The sequence below is a fragment of the Roseicyclus sp. genome (assembly GCF_018402035.1).
GTDB lineage: Bacteria > Pseudomonadota > Alphaproteobacteria > Rhodobacterales > Rhodobacteraceae > Roseicyclus.
Window position 1 is genome coordinate 350,921 of sequence record NZ_JAGYJN010000002.1, and the last position, 18,425, is coordinate 369,345.

General features: G+C 62.8%; 21 protein-coding genes. 3 read left to right on the plus strand and 18 right to left on the minus strand.

Annotated elements, in window-relative coordinates:
* The first annotated feature begins 30 nt into the window (after positions 1 to 30).
* On the plus strand, positions 31 to 693 hold the full coding sequence (gene pdeM / locus KG698_RS05870; protein ID WP_213684612.1) for a ligase-associated DNA damage response endonuclease PdeM: 663 nt from the start codon (positions 31 to 33) through the stop codon (positions 691 to 693).
* On the opposite strand, the gene KG698_RS15820 is transcribed toward pdeM, so the two are convergent.
* From KG698_RS15820 to ruvC, 17 genes are all read right to left on the minus strand, one after another.
* On the minus strand, positions 582 to 1,508 hold the full coding sequence (locus KG698_RS15820) for a LytTR family transcriptional regulator DNA-binding domain-containing protein (RefSeq protein WP_213684613.1): 927 nt from the start codon (positions 1,506 to 1,508) through the stop codon (positions 582 to 584). The two genes, pdeM and KG698_RS15820, sit on opposite strands and share 112 nt — an antisense overlap.
* A gap of 117 nt (positions 1,509 to 1,625) precedes the next feature.
* Positions 1,626 to 2,525: a bifunctional methylenetetrahydrofolate dehydrogenase/methenyltetrahydrofolate cyclohydrolase FolD gene (gene folD, locus KG698_RS05880; RefSeq protein ID WP_213684614.1), complete on the minus strand. Its 900-nt coding sequence runs from the start codon at positions 2,523 to 2,525 to the stop codon at positions 1,626 to 1,628.
* Positions 2,526 to 2,608: 83 nt separating this feature from the next.
* Positions 2,609 to 4,285, minus strand: a complete 1,677-nt coding sequence (locus KG698_RS05885) for a formate--tetrahydrofolate ligase (protein ID WP_213684615.1) — start codon at positions 4,283 to 4,285, stop codon at positions 2,609 to 2,611.
* 141 nt (positions 4,286 to 4,426) lie between these two features.
* Positions 4,427 to 5,035, minus strand: coding sequence for an MOSC domain-containing protein (locus tag KG698_RS05890; RefSeq protein WP_213684616.1), 609 nt, complete (start codon positions 5,033 to 5,035; stop codon positions 4,427 to 4,429).
* A gap of 127 nt (positions 5,036 to 5,162) precedes the next feature.
* A complete protein-coding gene (gene ftsH / locus KG698_RS05895; RefSeq protein WP_213684617.1) occupies positions 5,163 to 7,079 on the minus strand; it encodes an ATP-dependent zinc metalloprotease FtsH in 1,917 nt (638 codons plus the stop codon).
* Positions 7,080 to 7,156: 77 nt separating this feature from the next.
* Positions 7,157 to 8,434: a tRNA lysidine(34) synthetase TilS gene (gene tilS, locus KG698_RS05900; protein WP_213684618.1), complete on the minus strand. Its 1,278-nt coding sequence runs from the start codon at positions 8,432 to 8,434 to the stop codon at positions 7,157 to 7,159.
* Positions 8,431 to 9,261 (minus strand): tol-pal system protein YbgF, encoded by an 831-nt coding sequence (gene ybgF, locus KG698_RS05905; RefSeq protein ID WP_213684619.1) that lies wholly within the window; start codon positions 9,259 to 9,261, stop codon positions 8,431 to 8,433. The genes tilS and ybgF overlap by 4 nt, the downstream gene beginning before the upstream one ends.
* A gap of 4 nt (positions 9,262 to 9,265) precedes the next feature.
* Positions 9,266 to 9,772 (minus strand): peptidoglycan-associated lipoprotein Pal, encoded by a 507-nt coding sequence (gene pal / locus KG698_RS05910; protein WP_213684678.1) that lies wholly within the window; start codon positions 9,770 to 9,772, stop codon positions 9,266 to 9,268.
* A 76-nt stretch (positions 9,773 to 9,848) separates the two neighbouring features.
* The gene (gene tolB / locus KG698_RS05915; protein ID WP_213684620.1) at positions 9,849 to 11,189 is read right to left on the minus strand and encodes a Tol-Pal system beta propeller repeat protein TolB; all 1,341 of its coding nucleotides are present in this window, start codon (positions 11,187 to 11,189) and stop codon (positions 9,849 to 9,851) included.
* 64 nt (positions 11,190 to 11,253) lie between these two features.
* Positions 11,254 to 12,303, minus strand: coding sequence for a hypothetical protein (locus KG698_RS05920; RefSeq protein ID WP_213684621.1), 1,050 nt, complete (start codon positions 12,301 to 12,303; stop codon positions 11,254 to 11,256).
* An 11-nt stretch (positions 12,304 to 12,314) separates the two neighbouring features.
* Positions 12,315 to 12,788 carry an ExbD/TolR family protein gene (locus KG698_RS05925; RefSeq protein WP_213684622.1) on the minus strand — a complete coding sequence of 158 codons (474 nt, stop codon included), beginning with the start codon at positions 12,786 to 12,788 and terminating at the stop codon, positions 12,315 to 12,317.
* The gene (tolQ, locus tag KG698_RS05930; RefSeq protein WP_213684623.1) at positions 12,788 to 13,480 is read right to left on the minus strand and encodes a protein TolQ; all 693 of its coding nucleotides are present in this window, start codon (positions 13,478 to 13,480) and stop codon (positions 12,788 to 12,790) included. The genes KG698_RS05925 and tolQ overlap by 1 nt, the downstream gene beginning before the upstream one ends.
* Before the next feature lie 112 nt (positions 13,481 to 13,592).
* Positions 13,593 to 14,003, minus strand: a complete 411-nt coding sequence (gene ybgC, locus KG698_RS05935) for a tol-pal system-associated acyl-CoA thioesterase (protein WP_213684624.1) — start codon at positions 14,001 to 14,003, stop codon at positions 13,593 to 13,595.
* Entirely contained in the window at positions 14,000 to 14,653 is a 654-nt protein-coding gene (locus KG698_RS05940; protein ID WP_213684625.1) for a hypothetical protein, read from the minus strand. Before KG698_RS05940 ends, ybgC begins: the two co-directional genes overlap by 4 nt.
* 14 nt (positions 14,654 to 14,667) lie before the next feature.
* On the minus strand, positions 14,668 to 15,690 hold the full coding sequence (gene ruvB / locus KG698_RS05945) for a Holliday junction branch migration DNA helicase RuvB (protein WP_213684679.1): 1,023 nt from the start codon (positions 15,688 to 15,690) through the stop codon (positions 14,668 to 14,670).
* Positions 15,691 to 15,731: 41 nt separating this feature from the next.
* The gene (ruvA, locus tag KG698_RS05950) at positions 15,732 to 16,406 is read right to left on the minus strand and encodes a Holliday junction branch migration protein RuvA (RefSeq protein WP_213684626.1); all 675 of its coding nucleotides are present in this window, start codon (positions 16,404 to 16,406) and stop codon (positions 15,732 to 15,734) included.
* A complete protein-coding gene (ruvC, locus tag KG698_RS05955; protein WP_213684627.1) occupies positions 16,403 to 16,906 on the minus strand; it encodes a crossover junction endodeoxyribonuclease RuvC in 504 nt (167 codons plus the stop codon). Before ruvC ends, ruvA begins: the two co-directional genes overlap by 4 nt.
* Before the next feature lie 121 nt (positions 16,907 to 17,027).
* On the opposite strand from ruvC, the gene KG698_RS05960 reads away from it, so the two are divergent.
* Positions 17,028 to 17,177: a hypothetical protein gene (locus KG698_RS05960; RefSeq protein ID WP_213684628.1), complete on the plus strand. Its 150-nt coding sequence runs from the start codon at positions 17,028 to 17,030 to the stop codon at positions 17,175 to 17,177.
* 92 nt (positions 17,178 to 17,269) lie between these two features.
* Complete coding sequence (locus KG698_RS05965; RefSeq protein WP_213684629.1) at positions 17,270 to 17,476, plus strand: DUF1127 domain-containing protein; 207 nt, start codon at positions 17,270 to 17,272, stop codon at positions 17,474 to 17,476.
* A gap of 73 nt (positions 17,477 to 17,549) precedes the next feature.
* Here KG698_RS05965 and KG698_RS05970 read toward each other — a convergent pair whose 3' ends face one another.
* Positions 17,550 to 18,416: a 50S ribosomal protein L11 methyltransferase gene (locus KG698_RS05970; protein ID WP_213684630.1), complete on the minus strand. Its 867-nt coding sequence runs from the start codon at positions 18,414 to 18,416 to the stop codon at positions 17,550 to 17,552.
* Between the last annotated feature and the right edge of the window lie 9 nt (positions 18,417 to 18,425).

Below are 18,425 nucleotides of genomic sequence, written 5' to 3' on the forward strand. Positions count from 1 at the left end.
AACGCGCACCCAAACGCCTATGAGCAGGCGATGACCACCCTGCCCTTTCCCTTCCGTGGCGAAACGCTGCACGCCCTGCCGACGGGTGCGCTTTTCTGGCCCGCGCGCGCGCTTTTGTGCGTGTCTGATCTGCATTTGGGCAAGTCCGAGCGGGTGGCACGGCGGGGCGGCACCCTGTTGCCCCCCTATGAGACGATCGAGACACTCGACCGGCTAGGCCAAGATATCGCTGCAATGCGCCCTGCAACGGTCATCTGTTTGGGCGATAGTTTCGATGATCTGCGCGCCGCCCAAGCCTTGGGCGAACCGCTCAAGGCGCGGCTGACCAGCTTGATGGCGGGGCGGCGCTGGGTCTGGATCGCGGGCAATCATGATCCCGGCCCGCTCGATCTGGCGGGCAGCCACTTGGCACAATACGACGACGGCCCGCTCGTCTTTCGCCACATCGCAGAGGCGGGGGCGATAGGTGAGATTTCGGGTCACTACCACCCCAAGGCGCGCATCACCTTGCGCGGGCGCAGCATCAGCCGCCGCTGCATCTTGCGCGATGATACCCGGCTGATCTTGCCTGCCTATGGTGCCTATACCGGCGGAATGTTCTGCGACCGCCCCGAACTCGCAGGGTTGATGGCGCGCGAGGCCGAGGCGATATTGCTGGCCGCGCCACCCATCCGTTTGCCCATGCCCCGCTGATCGAGCAAGCCAGTGGCGCGCAACGGTTCGAGATAGGCTTGGCTGACTGGCAAGACCGAGCCGTCGATCAATTCCAGCACATAACGCCGCCCCTCGGCCCTCACCCGCAAGACCGCATCCATCGCCACCCAATGCGAGCGGTGAATACGAAACCCCTGCAAACCATCGAGATCCCGCAAGGCATCGCGAAAGCGCATGATCATGCGACCCGTGCCATGGGTGGTTTGGATCACCAGATAATGATTGTCGGCCGACACCCGCATCACCGCACCGGGCAGCGCAAAATCGCAGCGCGCGAGAAACGCCGGGCGGCTCAAAGATGGGATGTGATCGGTTTGCGCCGACAGGCGCTCTTGCGGTTCCACATAACGATCATGCGGATACGGGGCGAGCAGATCGACCAATCCCACCACTGACCCTGCCTGACCGCGCAATACGCTGATGCAAAGCCAGACCAGCACCACCACGATGACGCTATTGCCAAGTGATGGCACCACCGCCAGATCAACCCCCGGCAAGGCGCGGCACAAGGCCCAGATCATCGGCCCAAGGATCAGCGCGCACAATCCACATTGAAACAGTCCCGCCCAGATCGCGCCACCAGCCCAAAGCGGGCGCACCAATACCGCCGCCCCACGCGCCACCGTCACCCCGGCGGCCAAAACACCGCCCCAAAACAACAAGCGCCAGCCAAGTGGCAAAGCCGCCAATGTGCCGAAAGGGCCGATGAGGCCAAGGGTCAGGGCAGAGAAAGCCCATATCATACCCAATGATGTCATCGGGCGCGCCCAATCGCGGACGACCTCGTTACGCACAAAAACCATGAACCACGACTATTCCGGTCAACACATTCCCGCGCGAACTCTAAACCACATTGGCCATGGCGCAAACCATTCTCGCGCGGGCCTGTACGATCTGCGAAGGATCGGCGCCTAAGCTGTCAGCCCCACGGGCTCATCCAAACCATGCGCCCGGCAACACGCCGTCAGCGTATTGGCCAACAGACAGGCAATGGTCATCGGCCCCACACCGCCGGGCACAGGGGTGATCGCCCCCGCCACGGCGGCGCAGCTGTCGTAATGGCAATCGCCCACCAGCCGGGTCTTGGCCGGATCATCCGGATGCGGCACCCGGTTGATGCCCACATCGATCACCGTGGCACCGGGCTTGATCCAATCGCCCCGGATCATCTCGGGCCGTCCAACGGCGGCCACCACGATATCGGCGCGCCGACACACCGCACCCAGATCGGCAGTGCGCGAATGCGCGATGGTCACGGTGCAGCTATCGCCCAGCAAAAGCTGCGCCATGGGCTTGCCCACAATGTTCGAGCGGCCCACCACCACCGCCTCTAGCCCCGACAAATCGCCGTGATGGTCGCGCAGCATCATCAAGCACCCCAAGGGCGTGCAAGGCACCAGCGCCTTTTGCCCTGTCCCCAGAAGGCCCACATTCGAGATATGAAACCCGTCCACATCCTTGGCGGGATCGATGGCATTGATCACCAATGCCGCATCGACATGGGCGGGCAGCGGCAATTGCACCAAGATGCCATGCACCGCAGGATCGGCATTCAGGCGGGCAACGAGCGCCAAGATCTCAGCCTCGGGCGTGGCGGCATCAAGCTTATGCTCGAAACTCGCCATCCCCGCCTCGATGGTCTGCACACCCTTGTTCTTGACATAGACTTGGCTGGCGGGATCTTGCCCGACCAAGACCACGGCCAATCCCGGCACAATCCCATGCCCAGCCTTGAGGCCCGCGACATGGGCCGCCACCTGTGCCCGCACCTTTGCTGCAAAGGCTTTCCCGTCGATGATCTGTGCGCCCATGCCCTGATCCTTCATCTTTCCCAAAAATACGCATGCCGCCTTTGGCCGACCCACGCTGCCCGCTGATCGGGGCGCCCGCTTGCTTAGAACAACCCCTCGATCAGACCTGCATCGTTCAGCCGGATGGTTTCCGAGGCTGGAACCTTGGGCAGGCCGGGCATGGTCATAATCTCGCCGCAGATCGCCACGACAAAACCCGCACCTGCGGAAAGCCGCACCTCGCGCACGGGGATGGTATGCCCCTCGGGCGCGCCGCGCAGGGTCGGGTCGGTGGAAAAGGAATACTGCGTCTTGGCCATGCAGACGGGCAGATTGCCATAGCCCGCATCCTCCCACGCTTTCAGCTGGGCGCGCACGCTTGCATCGGCGGTCACGCTGCCTGCACGATAGATCTTGGTTGCGATGGTCTCGATCTTGGCCATCAGCCCCATCTCGTCGGGGTAGAGCGTGTGGAAATCCGCGCTGCCACCTTCGGCAAGTTCGGCCACACGATGCGCCAGTTCTTCGATGCCCGCGCTGCCTTGCGCCCAATGCTTGCACAAGATCGCCTCCGAGCCTTGGGCCGCGACATAGGCTTTGACGGCTGCAATCTCGGCATCGGTATCGCCTGCGAAATGGTTGATGCCGACGACGACGGGCACACCAAAGCTTTTGACGTTCTCGATATGACGACCCAGATTGGCGCAACCGGCCTGAACGGCTGCGACGTTCTCGGCACCCAGATCGGCCTTGGCCACGCCACCATTCATCTTCATCGCGCGCACGGTCGCCACGATCACCACCGCATCGGGGGCAAGACCCGCTTTGCGGCATTTGATGTTCATGAACTTTTCAGCACCCAGATCGGCCCCGAAACCGGCCTCGGTCACGACGAAATCGGCCAGCTTCAGCGCGGTCTTGGTCGCGATCACGCTGTTGCAGCCATGCGCGATATTCGCGAATGGGCCGCCATGCACAAAGGCGGGGTTGTTTTCCAGCGTTTGCACCAGATTGGGCTGCATCGCATCCTTGAGCAGCACCGTCATCGCGCCATCGGCCTTGATATCACGGCAATAAATCGGGGATTTGTCGCGGCGATAGGCCACGATCATATCGCCCAAGCGCCGCTCCAGATCGGCGAGGTTCTCGCTGAGGCACAAGATCGCCATCACCTCGGAGGCAACGGTGATGTCAAAGCCTGTCTGACGCGGGAAACCGTTCGAGACACCGCCAAGCGAGACCACCACATCACGCAGCGCGCGGTCGTTCATATCCATCACGCGGCGCCACACCACCCGGCGCTCATCGATGCCCAGCGTATTGCCCCAATAGATATGGTTGTCGATCATCGCCGACAGCAAGTTATGCGCCGAGGTGATCGCGTGAAAATCGCCGGTGAAATGCAGGTTCATCTCTTCCATCGGCACGACTTGCGCATAGCCGCCACCGGCGGCCCCACCCTTCATCCCGAAATTCGGGCCAAGGCTCGCTTCGCGGATACAGATCGCGGCCTTTTTGCCGATGCGGTTCAGGCCATCGCCCAAACCCACGGTGGTGGTGGTTTTGCCTTCGCCCGCAGGCGTGGGGTTGATCGCGGTCACCAAGATCAACTTGCCGTTCGGGCGATCGGCCAGTCCGGTGATGAAATCTTGTTCGATCTTGGCCTTATCATGCCCATAGGGCAGCAATGCCTCATAAGGGATGCCAAGCTTTTCACCGATCTGTTGGATCGGCTTTTTCTGCGCCTCGCGGGCGATTTCGATATCTGTCTTGAAGGCCATGTCAGGCGGGCTCCCTTCCCACATGCGGGCGTGTTTTCTCACCCTTGGCTATAGCGGGTGCATTGCGCGCCGGGAGGACCGATTGCGACACATTCCCAATCTCATTCGTCACGCGGCGTTTCCGATGCGAAACTGCCGCCCTTAACCGTGGGCCTTGCGCGCCTCATCGAGAAAACGCCAGACGGGCTGATCGGGGATATGCAGGCGCAGTGTCGCGCCAACTGCGATCACCCCTTCGCGCTCGACCCAAGCGGTCACACCGCGCCGGTTTTGCGCCGCGCGCTTGAACCGTGCGCCCATGCCCGGATGGCGTGCCTCGATTGGTTTGGCGGGCAGCATGCAGGGGCGGTTTTCCATATCGATGGTCAGCGTTGTGCCGCTGGCCTCATCTTGCAGCCGGGATGAGGGCGGCACATGGGTGAAATCGGGAATGCCCCGGATCACCATCGAGGCGCCGACAAGCGCCGGGTCAAGGGCGTCAATCCCCATCTCGGCGGCGATGGCATCAAGATCTTCGGCCGACAAGATCGCGAGTTGGCGGGTATTTCTAATCGGTGTGCCGCGCTTATATTGCGCCAAGACCCGGCTATCAGAGGGGCGCACCAGCCCCGCGCGGCTTTCGCCCGCATAGCCCGCGAAACTCAAGGCCATGTCGCGCAAGGCTTGCGTTTCCAGCGCGGCATCGCGGTCGGGGTTCACGCCCAACCATGTAACGGTGGCGGTGTATTGCGTCGGGATCAGCGCTGGCATCTTTGCATCCTCTCATCTGCGGGATGATGTCACCCAAAGGCCATGATCTGCGCAACCCGGAACCGGCGCATCACACAACAAAAGGCCCCCGATACGGGGGCCTTTTGATAATTCTGCCTTGGGCGATTTACGCGCTGGGTTCAGGCTCCATATCGCCTGCGGGCTTGGATTTTGGCTTGAGCTTGGGGATGGCCGTGATCGAGGGGGTGCCGCCCGAACGACTGCTGGTATCACCACTATCGTCGCCCTTGTTCAGCGGAAGGCCATCAATCACCTTCTTGATCTCGGATCCTGTCAGGGTCTCATACTCCAACAGGCCTTGGGCCAGTCGCTCGAGATCGTCGCGCTTTTCGGTCAAGATACGCTTGGCGGTCTCATAGCCTTCGTCAACAAGGGCTTTGACTTTGTCGTCAATGATCTTCTGGGTTGCAGCGGAATGGTTCGTGCCGCCCCCGTAAGAGCCCAGATAAGACTGCTGCTCATTGGCGTAATCGACATAGCCAAGCTCTTCGGCATAGCCAAATTGCGTAACCATCGCGCGCGCGATCTTCGAGACCTGCTGAATGTCAGAGGCAGCCCCTGATGTCACCATCTCTTTGCCGAACACCAATTCCTCGGCCACACGCCCACCCATCGCCATGGCAATCTTGGATGTGTATTTGCGATAGCTGACCGAAAGCTGATCACGCTCGGGCAACGACAGAACAAGACCCAGCGCACGGCCACGCGGAATGATCGTCGCTTTATGGATCGGGTCATGATCGGGCACATTCATGCCAACGACGGCATGGCCTGCCTCGTGATAGGCGGTCAGCTTTTTCTCATCCTCGGACATGACCATCGAGCGGCGCTCGGCACCCATCATGACCTTGTCCTTGGCGTTTTCGAAATCTTCCATCGTCACAAAGCGGCGGTTGATGCGCGCCGCCGTCAGCGCCGCCTCGTTCACAAGGTTCGCCAAATCCGCGCCCGAGAAACCCGGCGTGCCGCGCGCGATGATGCGCAGATCAACATCGGGGCCAAGTGGCACCTTGCGCGAATGCACGTTCAAGATCCGCTCACGGCCCTTGATGTCGGGGTTCGGCACCTGCACCTGGCGGTCGAAGCGGCCGGGGCGCAACAGCGCGGGGTCAAGCACATCGGGCCGGTTGGTGGCCGCGATGATGATGATGCCCTCATTGGCCTCGAAACCGTCCATCTCGACCAAAAGCTGGTTCAACGTCTGTTCACGTTCGTCATTGCCACCGCCATAGCCCACGCCACGCGACCGGCCGACAGCGTCGATTTCGTCGATAAAGACGATGCAAGGCGCGTTCTTCTTGGCCTGTTCGAACATATCGCGCACGCGGCTTGCACCCACACCCACGAACATCTCGACAAAATCAGAGCCGGAGATGGTGAAAAACGGCACACCTGCTTCGCCCGCGATGGCGCGTGCAAGCAGCGTCTTACCCGTACCGGGGGGGCCAACCAACAGCGCGCCTTTGGGGATCTTGCCACCCAAACGGCTGAATTTCTGCGGATTGCGGAGGAATTCGACGATTTCTTCCAGCTCTTCCTTGGCCTCGTCGATGCCTGCGACATCGTCAAAGGTCACGCGACCATGCTTTTCGGTCAGCAGTTTCGCCTTGGATTTACCAAAGCCCATCGCCCCACCTTTGCCGCCGCCCTGCATCCGGTTCATGAAGAATATCCAGATCCCGATCAGCACCAGAACCGGCAGCCACAAGGACAAGACACTCAGGAAGCCCGACTGTTCTTGTGGGCGCGCCTCGATCCGCACACCGCGCTCGAGCAAGATTTGCGTCGTGTTCGCATCGCCCGGCGCAACGGTGCCAAAGGTGCCATTGGCTGTGGTAAACTGCACATTCTCGCCATCAAGCGTGGCTGACAAAACCTGTCCACCCTCCACTTGGCCGATGAATTCGGAATAGGCCACGCCGCGCTGCGCCACCTGCGTCTGACCACCCGAGAACAGGTTGAACAAGGCCAGAATCAGTAGAAACAGGATGACCCAAAAAGCGATGTTTCGCGCGTTACCCAAGGGAGTATCTCCTCACATGCCGGCCGGAAGGGTGCGGACGGTCGATCCACAGGAAGATAAGGATGCAGCGCCCGAGTTCAATGCGATTCCAAGAATTGGGCGAAATGGCCGCTGGGCGGGCGGAAAATAATCATATCCTGCGGCCCAACACCCAAAAGGGGACAGGCCACCAAATGATCATCCCGAAACAGCGCAGGCCAAGCATAGGCCGCCCGCGCAGGCGATGAAATCGGTTTATTTTCAGGGCGTTGCGCCCATCCGTCAGGGCCAAGCGCGCGCAGCGTCACCCCCGATGGGGCAGCCGTCCCCACCATCCAGCGCCCATCCCAAAGCGCACCCGCACAAGCGGCAATTTGCCCATCGCGCAAAGCCGCACCCTCGCGGGAAAGGCGGATCGTCACAGCATGTGTCGTCGCATCAACCCCGTGCAGCGTGCCGCCACCACCCGCCAAAAGCCGGTCAAGCAACCCCTCCAGCGCATGGGCACGCGGCCTGTAGGGCGCTGTGGCCACCCATTGCAGCCCGGCGGCCAAGATCCGCATCTGCGTGTCGCGCTCCACGCCCTCCAGCCCATCGCGGTCGATGAGCAAATCACCCGTGTGAAGATCGTTCACCCGATCCTCGGTCACGATCCGGCGCGCGATCTCAGTTGCGCGCGCCCGGCAGGCAACAGCTGCACGCGCCATGCGGTCGGCGGTCTGGGCCAAGCCATCCACCGATAGCCCAAGGGCTGCAATCGCCTGTCGCGCGCGCACCCGGTCAAAGCGCGGGTCATCATTCGAGGGGTCATCGACAAAGGGAAGCTTCAGCGTCACCGCATAATGGCGCAGATCGGCGCGCCGTTCGGCCAAGAGCGGGCGCAAAAGCCACCATGTGCCGCTTGCGTCATTCACGGCGCGCGCCCCTGCCATCCCGGCCAGCCCCTCGACACCCGAGCCGCGCAAAAGCCGCATCAAGACGGTCTCGGCCTGATCATCGCTTGTATGGGCAAAAAGCACATGGGCCAGATCGCCCCGCCATGCGCCGATCAGATCGCGGCGCGCCTGTCGCGCGGCATCTTGCAGATTGCCTTGCCCATCCCATTGCCAGCGCAGCGTTGTGTGCGGATGACCAAGTGCCGCGCATTCGGCGGCGACCATCGCGGCCTCATCGGCGGCGGCGGCGCGCAGCCCATGATCAACCGTCACGACATGCAGGCCAATCCCCATGACGCGCGCCCAGCCATGCGCAAGCGCCAGCATCGCCATGCTGTCGCCGCCGCCTGAGACGGCAAGACCGATCGCAGATGGAAAATCAGGGCCAAGAAGCGCGCCCATGCTTGCGGCAAAGCGCGCCTCGAGCGTGTCGGCTGTCACGTGCAGTTCAGCCGGCTCCGCACCGCGAGGGCCTCGGATGCGGCAGGGCTTGCGGGGAAACGCGCGCCCACCTCGCCCAAGGTCAGGCATGCCTCGTCGCGCTGACCCAACTCAGCCAAGGAAAGCCCAAGATTAAGCAGCGCATCGCTGGCCCGCGCGCCCGATGGATCGGCGGTAAAACTATCGAGATAAGCACGCGCCGCCCGGCTCCATGCGCTTTGCTGCGCCTCGGATTGCCCGCGCAGAAAATGCGCCTCGGCCGAAAGCGGGCCACCAGGATAGGTTTGGGTGAAGGCTTCGAAAAGCTGGGCTGCTTGCGCAAAATCGGCCGCTTCATAGGCCGTGCGCGCGCGGTCGAAATCGCTTTGCTCGGCCACGGCAAGATTGGCACCGCTGGGCATCACCGGGGTCGCGGGCATTGCGCCGCCAAGTGCGCCCACATCACCGGCACCACCCAAGGCAGGCGTGGCCGCAAGATCGCCGATCCGGCAATCGGGGGTCAGTTCGCACAGGCGAAACTCCAGATCGCCGATGCGGTTGGTGCCATCTGTGACGACCCGTTCAACCTTGATCTGCAATTGCTCGGTCTGGTCGGTCAGGCGGCGCAACTCGGCCTCGATGGCATCAATGCGCGAAAGCACCGTGCCGCCGCCACCCGCGCCCATCGCGCCACCTGTCGTGTTCAACTCGCCCCTGAGGCGCTGCATCTCGACAAACAGCACCGACAGCTCTTGGCGGATATCGGCCAAGGATTGGGTGCGGTCTTGTGCCATCGCCATGGGCGGGCACAAGCCGATCAACAGCGCAAGGATCAGGGCGTGGCGCATTGGTTCAGACCCCGGCGCCGGTGCCCAGAACCGTCACAGCGCGGCGGTTCTGGCTGTAGCAGCTCTCATCCGAACAAATCTCAAGCGGGCGCTCCTTGCCAAAGCTGATCGTGTTGATCCGGTTGGGGGCAACCCCCCGCGAAACAAGGTAATCGCGCACGGCGGCTGCACGGCGCGCGCCCAGCGCAAGGTTGTATTCGCGCGTGCCTTGCTCGTCGGCATGACCTTCGACAAGGGCTGTGAATTCGGGATTGGTCATCAGCCATTCCGCCTGACCGTCAAGCACAGCCATGGCAGAGGCGTTGATGGTGGATTGATCGACGGCGAAAAGCACCCGGTCGCCCACGATCTGGTTGAAATAGGCGATGCTGCTCGGGTCCGAGACCGAGCCAAAGGCGCCTTGCGCGCCGTTGAGGTTGATGGCGTCATCGCCGCCGCGAAGCCCGCCCTGCGCACAAGCGGAGAGGGCCATTGCGGCGGTCAAGATCAGCGCAGTTGCGCGAAGGGACATGGTCATGATGCTCGGTCCTTGTTGTTTTTCTCAGTATAGCATGGGCGCGGGGCCTGCGTCCATGCAAGGGTTAGGGTCAGGGAAGGCGCGGCGACCATGACGGGTCGGATGCCATGCCGGGTGTCGCGACGCGCTGGAGGTTGCGCCCCGAGATATCGACCGAATAGACGGCGGGCGCACCATTGGCCCCTGCGGTTTCGCGGGTGAACATCAGCACACGCCCATTGGGTGCCCAAGTCGGCCCCTCATCAAGGAAAGAGGCGGTCAAAAGCCGCTCTTCCGAGCCATTGGTGCGCATCACCCCGATATGGAAGCGCCCGCGCTCTTGCTTGGTAAACGCGATGTAATCGCCACGCGGCGACCAGACGGGCGTGCCGTAGCGACCGCTTCCTCGGCTGATGCGCTGCACCTCGCCGCCGCCTGCAGGCATGACATAGATCTGTTGGCCGCCGGTGCGGTCGCTCTCAAACACCATCCGGCTGCCATCAGGCGAAAACGAGGGTGCCGTTTCGATCGAAGGGGCATTGGTCAACTGGCTGCGCGCGCCACCGCTCACGGGGACGCGGTAGATATCGGTATTGCCGCCTTGTTCCATCGAAAAGACCACGCTGCCGCCATCGGCGGTAAAGCGCGGCGAAAAGGTCATGTTGCCTGCCGACACCGCTTCAAGCGGGCGGCGGCTGACGCTGGCCACATCCATAATATAGACGCGCGGCTGACCGCTTTCGTAGCTGGTATAGATGATGCGATCACCCGTCGGGCTAAACCGCGGCGCCATCACAATGCTCCGGCTATCGGTCAGGAATTGGACATTCGCCCCATCGTAATCCATCAGCGCCAAACGCTTGAGGCGCGCGTTCTTCGGCCCCTCCTCATGGACAAAGACAACACGCGTGTCGAAATAGCCTGTCTCGCCGGTGATCCGCTCATAGACTTGATCGGCGACATTATGGGCCATGCGCCGCCAGCCGTCACGGGTGCCCACGAATTGCAGCCCATCGCCCAAAGGCTGTTGGCTAAAGACGTCAAACAGGCGGAAGCGCACGATCAAACGGCCACCTTGCTGCTCGACCTCGCCCACGATCAGGGCTTGGGCATTGATCGCCTGCCAATCGGGGTAAAGGATCGGCGCGTCGAAATTGGTGACGCTCGAGATATGCGCGCTGTCGGGGATCTGCCGGAACAGCCCCGTGCCGCGCAGATCGGCGGCGATGACGCGGGTGATATCGGCGGCCGCATCAGCAGCAGCCCCATTGCGCGCGATGAAACTGGGGATGGCGAAGGGCAAGGGTTCGATCACACCTTCGGTGATCTCAAGCCGAAGCGGGCGAGTTTGCGCGCGCACCAGACCGGGCAGGGTTGCCGCCGCCGCGAAGACCGAGGCAGAGCGGATCAAGGATCGACGGGTCAGCAACATGGATACACCTCTCGCCACGCGGAGTGGTTCCGCCAGCTTATGCTAACAGGGTTACGCGACAAAATCATCTCAGACGCATCCCCTCGGGGTTGAAGACAAGTTCGACCTGCCGCCAGTCATCATAGCTTTCGACAGGCAGGTTATAACCATTCGCACCGCAGCGCAGGATCGCGCGGCGCGCAGCCTCAAAGGCCTGTTGGGCGGCCACGACACCACCCCCTTCGGCAGAAATCAGGCGCAGTGACCCATCCACAGGCCGCCCCTCGGGGGTCATGTCGAACCCGACCACGACAGTGGTGCCCTGCGCCTCGGTGCTAAGTGAGCCGACATTCCAACAGGTCGAGACGGCGACACGGAACCCTTCGCGCGCACCGGCACTCAGCGGTGGGCCGGATGGCGCGCTTGGTGCTTGCACGGCTTGGGCCACGGCAGATGCAATCGCATCGGCCAGCGGATCGGCGGCGGGTTCGGGTTCAGGCGGCGGCGGGGCGGGATCGGGCGCGGCGGCGGCGGCCTCGACCGGGCGCGGGCGCGCGGGTCGGGTCGGTGGGCGGATAGAGGCTGTAGGGCCAAGCGGACCACCCGATGGCGTTTCCGCCTCAGTCACGATCTCGGTCGTGGCTTCCTCGGGGGCGGCTTCTGGCGCTGCCTCCACAGGTGTGGCCGATGGGGCGGGGGCGGTCGATTGGGTCACTGCCTCAGGGGCGATCTCCACCTCGGGTTCCGGTGCGGGTGCAGGCAGGGGCGCGATGCGATCAGCCGCGCGCGGGGTCGGGCGGCCATCCTCTGGCAGATCGGGGGTGCCCGACAGCGGCGCGGGGGGCGCAAGCGTATCGGTCACCTCACCCGGCGGGGTGGGTTCAGGCTGAGGTTCGGGTTCGGGCGCAGGTTCCGGTTCCGGCGTCGGTTCAGGACGCGGCGGGGGGGGCGCGATCTCCAAAGCAACAGGCGTGGCCGCAGCCGTCAGCGCATCGAACTCCGCGCTCGACAGGATCGTGACACCCGTGACCTCGAACACCGGATCGGGACTGTCTTTGAACAAACCATCGCCCAACGCGACCCAGAGCAAGAGCGCGGCATGTATCGCTGTCGAGGCGTAAAGGGACCGGCGCATCCGTTCCCCCCTTACTGTCCGCCACCGTCAAGCCGGGGGCCGCCCGAATCGGTCACCAACCCGATCTCGCGGAAACCGCCGGCGTTTAGCGCCCCCATGACGCGCATCACATCCTCATAGGGGATCGCGCCATCCGCGCGCAGGAATATCCGCGAAGATGTGCGCTCAGCCGCAATCGCCTCGAGCCGGCTAACGATTTCGCCCAGCGGCACTTCGGTGGTCTGGATCATCACCGTGCCATCGGGTGCCAGCGTGACGGTCAGCGGCTCCTCCTCCTCCGACGGCAGGGCCTCGGCGGCGGTATCGGGCAAGTCGATGGGCACGCCCACGGTCATCAAGGGGGCTGCCACCATGAAGATGATCAACAGGCACAAGATGACGTCGACGAAGGGCGTGACGTTGATCTCGGACATCGGCTTGAGATTGGCGCGGCGGCCCCGGCCCCGGCGGCGCGAGCCGCTATTGGTTGCAACCGAGACACCCATCAGTCGAGCTGCCGCGACAGAAGTGTCGAGAACTCATCAGCGAACCCTTCCAGCCCGCTGACAAGGCGGTCGGCATCGGCGCTGAGCATATTGTACAAGATCACCGCAGGGATCGCCGCCAACAGGCCCAAGCCCGTGGCAAGCAAAGCCTCGGCAATACCGGGGGCGACGATGGCAAGCGAGGTATTGCCGGAAATCGCGATCTCTTGGAACGAGCGCATGATCCCCCAGACGGTGCCGAAAAGCCCCACGAAAGGTGCCGCCGATCCGGTCGTGGCCAAAAAGCCCAAACCATGCGTCCAGCGTTCGCTTTCGCGCGCAATCGCCACATCCATCGAGCGATCAACGCGCTGCTGCACGCCGGGGATCAAGGCACCATCATCGCGCAACGAGCGCCGCCATTCGGTCATGCCCGCAACAAAGACGCGCTCATAGGCGCTGGCGGGCGCATCGGCGATACGGTCGTAGAGCTCATCCAGCGGCTCACCCGACCAAAAGGCCGCGTCAAAGGCCGTGGCATCGCCGCGCGCGCTGCGAAACATCTTGACCTTGGTGAAAGTGACCGCCCAAACCCAGACCGACGCCACGATCAAGGCGATCATGACAAGCTGGACCGTGATGCTTGCACGGAAAAACAGCGCAATAACGGTATAATCCGCCTGCTGCGCGACAGCGAGTGTTTCGGTTTCCATAGTGACTAAAAGTTTCCTCTGCCCCGGCCTCAATACAATATGGGCACGTTTTTCATGCCTCATTAAGGGGTAAGCATATCAGCTTATAAGGGGGAATGCGAACACTTCTCTGTCAACGGCTGACATCTGCCGTGACGGCATCCAGCCTTGCGCGAAGTTCCGCCGGAAGGCGTGTGGCCCGCCCGGCTTGGTTCAACACGACAATCATGACATGTGCTTGAAACAAAAGCTCATCTTCGCGCCACACCTCTTGCGGCATGGCAAAGCTGGCACCTTTGACATCGGTCAGCCTTGTGCGCACTTCGATCTGGTCGTCGTAATGGGCGGGCTTGAGGTAATCGGCCTCGACCCGGCGCACGGCGAACACCAGCCCCGCGGCTTTCATCGCCACCTGATCGATCCCCGCCGCGCGCACCAACTCCGAGCGCGCGCGCTCGATAAAGCGCAGGTAGTTGGCGTAATAGACGATGCCCGCCAGATCGGTATCCTCGTAATAGACGCGGATGGGCCAGCGATAGATCATTGCATCCGCCCCAAACGCGCGGCCAATCGCAAACCAAGCGCCGGATCGGCGGACGCCACCGGCAGCGCGGGGTCATAGGCTGCGCGGATCAGATCGGCGATCTGCGGCTTGAGGATCGCGGGGCCGCCCGCCCGCAAGATCGCCAAGGGCGATGTGCCCAAGAATGCGGTGTCAGACCACAAAAGGATCGTCTGCACGATCTGGCTCAGCGCGATCGTCTCGGCCGGTGCCTGTGCCATCGCGGCGTCCATGCGGATAAAGACAAAACCGGCCTTGATCCCGCCGCCCTCGTCAAAGCGAAAGGCCCGGTATTGATTGGCATCCGCCCGCTCTAGCCGCGCGACCAACGGGGCCAGATCGGGGATCAGCCGGTCAAGATTGGGGGTTGCGGTCAACTCAGACCAATCGCGGATGAAAAACACCATCAGATTGGCGCCCAACTCCGGGTCGGTCTCGGCCATCTTGTGACCTGCCAGCGCCACCACCGCCTCGATCGCGCCCTTCAGGATCGACACGGTGCCATCTTCGACCCCAAAGACCACCGGCACAATGGGCCGCCCCCAACGCGCAAACAGGAATTGCCCATCGGCGCGCGTGAACAGGGCGGCAACGGCTTCGGGGGTAAGGGGTGAAAGGCTGGTGTCGGTCATCGTCATCGGTATGGTTAAAGCAGTTCGCCCTGCCCCGGCGCGGGTGGCGCGGCCAGCCCAAGATGGGTCCAGCCCTTATGGGCCAGCATCCGTCCCCGTGGCGTGCGCGCGATCAGGCCCTGTTGCAGCAGATAGGGCTCGATCACCTCTTCCAGCGTGTCGCGGCTTTCCGAAAGTGCCGCCGAGAGGGTTTCCACCCCAACAGGCCCGCCCGCATAGTTTTCGGCAATCAAGCTCAAATAGCGCCGGTCCGCCCCATCAAGGCCCAGATGATCGACACCCAGCCGCGTCAGCGCGCTATCTGCAATGGCTTGGGTCAGCCGCCCATCCCCCTCGACCAGCGCGAAATCAATCACCCGGCGCAAGAGCCTGCCCGCGATCCGCGGCGTGCCGCGTGCGCGACCGGCAATCTCGGCCACGCCTAGCGGGTCGGCGTCAATGCCCGACAGCCGCGCACCGCGCGCCACGATGCGCGTCAATTCCTCGGTGGTGTAGAAATTCAGCCGGGTGGGAATGCCGAAGCGGTCGCGCAAGGGCGTGGTCAAAAGGCCCATCCGCGTGGTCGCACCCACCAATGTAAAGGGCTGCAACTCAATCCGCACCGTGCGCGCGGCTGGCCCCTCACCAATCACAAGATCCAGTTCGAAATCCTCAAGCGCGGGGTAAAGCACCTCTTCCACCGCCGGGTTGAGGCGGTGAATTTCGTCGATAAACAGCACATCGCGCGCTTCAAGATTGGTCAAGATCGCGGCCAGATCACCCGCCCGCGCCAAGACCGGGCCAGAGGTCATGCGGAAATTCACGCCCAATTCGCGCGCCATGATCTGTGCCAGCGTGGTCTTGCCCAAGCCCGGCGGGCCATGGAACAGCACATGATCCATCGCCTCGGCCCGCCGCCGCGCGCTTTCGATGAAAACCGACAGGTTCGCGCGCGCCTCGGCCTGCCCGATGAAATCATCAAGCGTCTGCGGCCGCAGGGCGCGGTCGGCATCCTCGGGCAGGGCCGCGGGGCGAAGGGTTGGGTCAGGCTCTGTCATGTCATGCATCTATGGCTGAGGCGCAAAGTACGCACCACCCCCTACTCCTTCGGTGCCAATAGACGCAGTGCCGCGCGGATCAGCGCGGGTGCCTCGGCCCCCGGCGCATTGCCTGCCGCCTCGGCCACGGCGCGCGCGGCCTCGGAGGGTGCATAGCCCAGATTGGTCAGGGCCGAGAGCGCGTCAGCCTGCGCCGCGCCGGATGATGGCGGTGCGGCCTGCGGCATCGGCGCTTTGACCGGGCCATCTTCCTCGATCAGCGGATCGATCTGCGTGCCCGCCGCCTGCCCCATCGTGCCGCCCAAGGCCATGATGCCCGGCGCTTTCTCTTTCAACTCGTTGACCACGCGCTGCGCAAGCTTTGGCCCGATCCCCGGTGCGGCCTTGACCGCGCCCCAGTCGCCGATGGCAATCGCGCGCGCCACGCCATCGGGGCCAAGTGTGCCCAAGATCGCCATCGACGCCTTGGAGCCCACCCCTTGCACCGTGATCAACAGCCGGTGCCATTCCCGCTCATATGGCGAAAGAAAGCCGAAAAGCTGAAGCAAATCTTCGCGTACCAAAAGCTCGGTATAAAGTGCCGCCATTTGCCCCGCGCCGGGCAATGCGGCCAAGGTGCGATCCGAACAATGCACCGTATAGCCCACCCCCCCCACATCGAGCAGCACATGATCGGCGGCCTTGTAATCCACCCGCCCTGTCAGCTTGCCGATCATGATGCTGCCCCGATGGCCTGGGCCAAACGATCCGCCGATTGCGCGTAAAATGCATGACAAATCGCGACGGCCAGCGCATCGGCGGCGTCTGGGCCTGCCGGGTCACAGCCCGGCAATTGCAGCCGCACCATATGTTCCACCTGCTGCTTTTCGGCATGGCCCACGCCGACGACCGCCTTTTTCACCGCGTTGGGGGCGTATTCCGCCACACGCAGCCCCGCTTGCGCCGGCACCAGCATCGCAATGCCGCGCGCCTGACCCAGCTTAAGCGTGCCCGCCCCATCCTTGTTGACAAAGGTCTGCTCAACGGCGGCCGTTTGCGGCGCGTGGCGCGCGATGACCGCGCTCAATTGCTCATAAAGCGCCAAAAGCCGCACCGCCAAATCACCTGCCCCAGACAGGATCTGCCCATTGGCCACATGCCTGAGCCGCACACCATCAACCTCGATCACACCCCATCCAAGGCATCTCAGCCCCGGGTCGATCCCGATTATCCGCATCTGCCCGCCCCTGCCCTGCAATTAACAGCCCATTTCGTGGCCTTTGTGCATCACTAGCACGAAAGGCGAACATTGCCTAGCGCTTGGTCCCTTTGGGCGCGCGAAAAGTCGCTTTTGATCGATGTCGGAAATGCGCCGCCAAAAAGCGTCACTCAACGCAAAGAAAGCGACATTTGTTTTCCCGATTTTTCCTTTATTCATTGCCGAAAATAGCCCTGAGGCAGGCATGCGCAAATTGCATGTGACCCATGCACAATCGCGCATTGTGTGACGCAATCTGCACATCTAGATGCGGCATCTGATCAAGCGACCGGCGGTCTTGCACCGCTTGGCCGAAACGATGAACCCATAAGGAAACGCCAGATGGCCATTATCACGAACCGCCCCCTCGGCGCCGGGTCTAGCGCCACCCGTCTTCTGACCGAAGTGTTCGGCCGGATCGCCGCTTGGAATGATGCGCGCGTCACGCGCAAAAGCCTCTCGGCGCTGACTGACCGCGAATTGGAAGATCTGGGCCTTGTGCGCGGCGATATCGACGATATCGCGCGCGGCAATTACCAGCGCGGCTGATCGCCCCGCACCAGAACACACAAATTAAAACGCGCCCCCAAAGCAATTTGGGGGCGCGTTCTTGTCCGCCGGTTCAGCGGCGCAAGGTCAGCGTCGCCCAATCCCCGATCTCGCGCCGGGCAACCGGCACAAAGCCTACCGCCACATAGGCCGCCGTCACATCCTCGGCCTGCGGGATCAAAAGCCCAGACAAGATCACATACCCATCCGCTGCAACATGCGCGGCCATATCAGGCGCCAATGCGATCAGCGGCCCTTTGAGGATATTTGCAAAAACCAAATCATAAGGCGCGCGCGCAGCAAGATCTGGATGATCAAACCCAGCTGCCTCGACACAGGCGACACGCCCGCCCACACCATTGGCCACCGCATTGGCCAAGGCAACATCCACCGCCACCGGGTCAATATCCGAGGCGATGAAATCCCCCTCCAACACCTTGGCCGCAGCAATCGCGAGGACCGCCGTACCACAGCCGATATCGGCCACGTTCTTGAACACATGGCCCGCGTCCAACAGGCTATCCATCGCCTCAAGACAGCCCTTCGTGGTGCCATGATGCCCCGTGCCAAAGGCCATCGCCGCCTCGATCAACAAGGCGATCCGCCCATCCGGCACCTTGTCGGCATCATGCGACCCATAGACAAAAAACCGACCGGCAAGCACCGGGTGCAATTCACGGCGCACATGCGCGACCCAATCGGTTTCGGGCAATTGCGATATCGCGAAAGGCTTTGCGCCATAGGTTGCGGCCAAGAGCATCAAGGCAATCTCATCAGGGGCCTCGGTGAAATAGGCGCCAACCTCCAACAGGTCAGATCCATCCTCCAACTCAAAGACCCCGACACCCGTTGGCGCGGGCGTCATGTCTTCAAGGGCTGTGCCCAGCGCCTCGGCCTTGGTCTTATCGGTCAGGGTCGTCAGCGCGGTCCAAGTGGGCATCGGCAAGCT

Bases quoted from the DNA above. Each gene is read 5' to 3' on its own strand.
- ybgC (WP_213684624.1), bottom strand. From the start codon at position 14,003: ATGATCTATCGCTGGCCCATCCGCGTCTATTACGAGGATACCGATCTG.
- KG698_RS05960 (WP_213684628.1), top strand. From the start codon at position 17,028: ATGTCGGAAATGCGCCGCCAAAAAGCGTCACTCAACGCAAAGAAAGCG.
- KG698_RS05965 (WP_213684629.1), top strand. From the start codon at position 17,270: ATGGCCATTATCACGAACCGCCCCCTCGGCGCCGGGTCTAGCGCCACC.
- pdeM (WP_213684612.1), top strand. From the start codon at position 31: ATGACCACCCTGCCCTTTCCCTTCCGTGGCGAAACGCTGCACGCCCTG.
- ruvC (WP_213684627.1), bottom strand. From the start codon at position 16,906: ATGCGGATAATCGGGATCGACCCGGGGCTGAGATGCCTTGGATGGGGT.
- ybgF (WP_213684619.1), bottom strand. From the start codon at position 9,261: ATGCGCCACGCCCTGATCCTTGCGCTGTTGATCGGCTTGTGCCCGCCC.
- ruvA (WP_213684626.1), bottom strand. From the start codon at position 16,406: ATGATCGGCAAGCTGACAGGGCGGGTGGATTACAAGGCCGCCGATCAT.
- tolQ (WP_213684623.1), bottom strand. From the start codon at position 13,480: ATGGAAACCGAAACACTCGCTGTCGCGCAGCAGGCGGATTATACCGTT.
- KG698_RS05925 (WP_213684622.1), bottom strand. From the start codon at position 12,788: ATGGGTGTCTCGGTTGCAACCAATAGCGGCTCGCGCCGCCGGGGCCGG.
- folD (WP_213684614.1), bottom strand. From the start codon at position 2,525: ATGGGCGCACAGATCATCGACGGGAAAGCCTTTGCAGCAAAGGTGCGG.
- KG698_RS05885 (WP_213684615.1), bottom strand. From the start codon at position 4,285: ATGGCCTTCAAGACAGATATCGAAATCGCCCGCGAGGCGCAGAAAAAG.
- KG698_RS05940 (WP_213684625.1), bottom strand. From the start codon at position 14,653: ATGACCGACACCAGCCTTTCACCCCTTACCCCCGAAGCCGTTGCCGCC.
- KG698_RS05970 (WP_213684630.1), bottom strand. From the start codon at position 18,416: ATGCCCACTTGGACCGCGCTGACGACCCTGACCGATAAGACCAAGGCC.
- tolB (WP_213684620.1), bottom strand. From the start codon at position 11,189: ATGTTGCTGACCCGTCGATCCTTGATCCGCTCTGCCTCGGTCTTCGCG.
- ruvB (WP_213684679.1), bottom strand. From the start codon at position 15,690: ATGACAGAGCCTGACCCAACCCTTCGCCCCGCGGCCCTGCCCGAGGAT.
- KG698_RS05920 (WP_213684621.1), bottom strand. From the start codon at position 12,303: ATGCGCCGGTCCCTTTACGCCTCGACAGCGATACATGCCGCGCTCTTG.
- pal (WP_213684678.1), bottom strand. From the start codon at position 9,772: ATGTCCCTTCGCGCAACTGCGCTGATCTTGACCGCCGCAATGGCCCTC.
- KG698_RS05890 (WP_213684616.1), bottom strand. From the start codon at position 5,035: ATGCCAGCGCTGATCCCGACGCAATACACCGCCACCGTTACATGGTTG.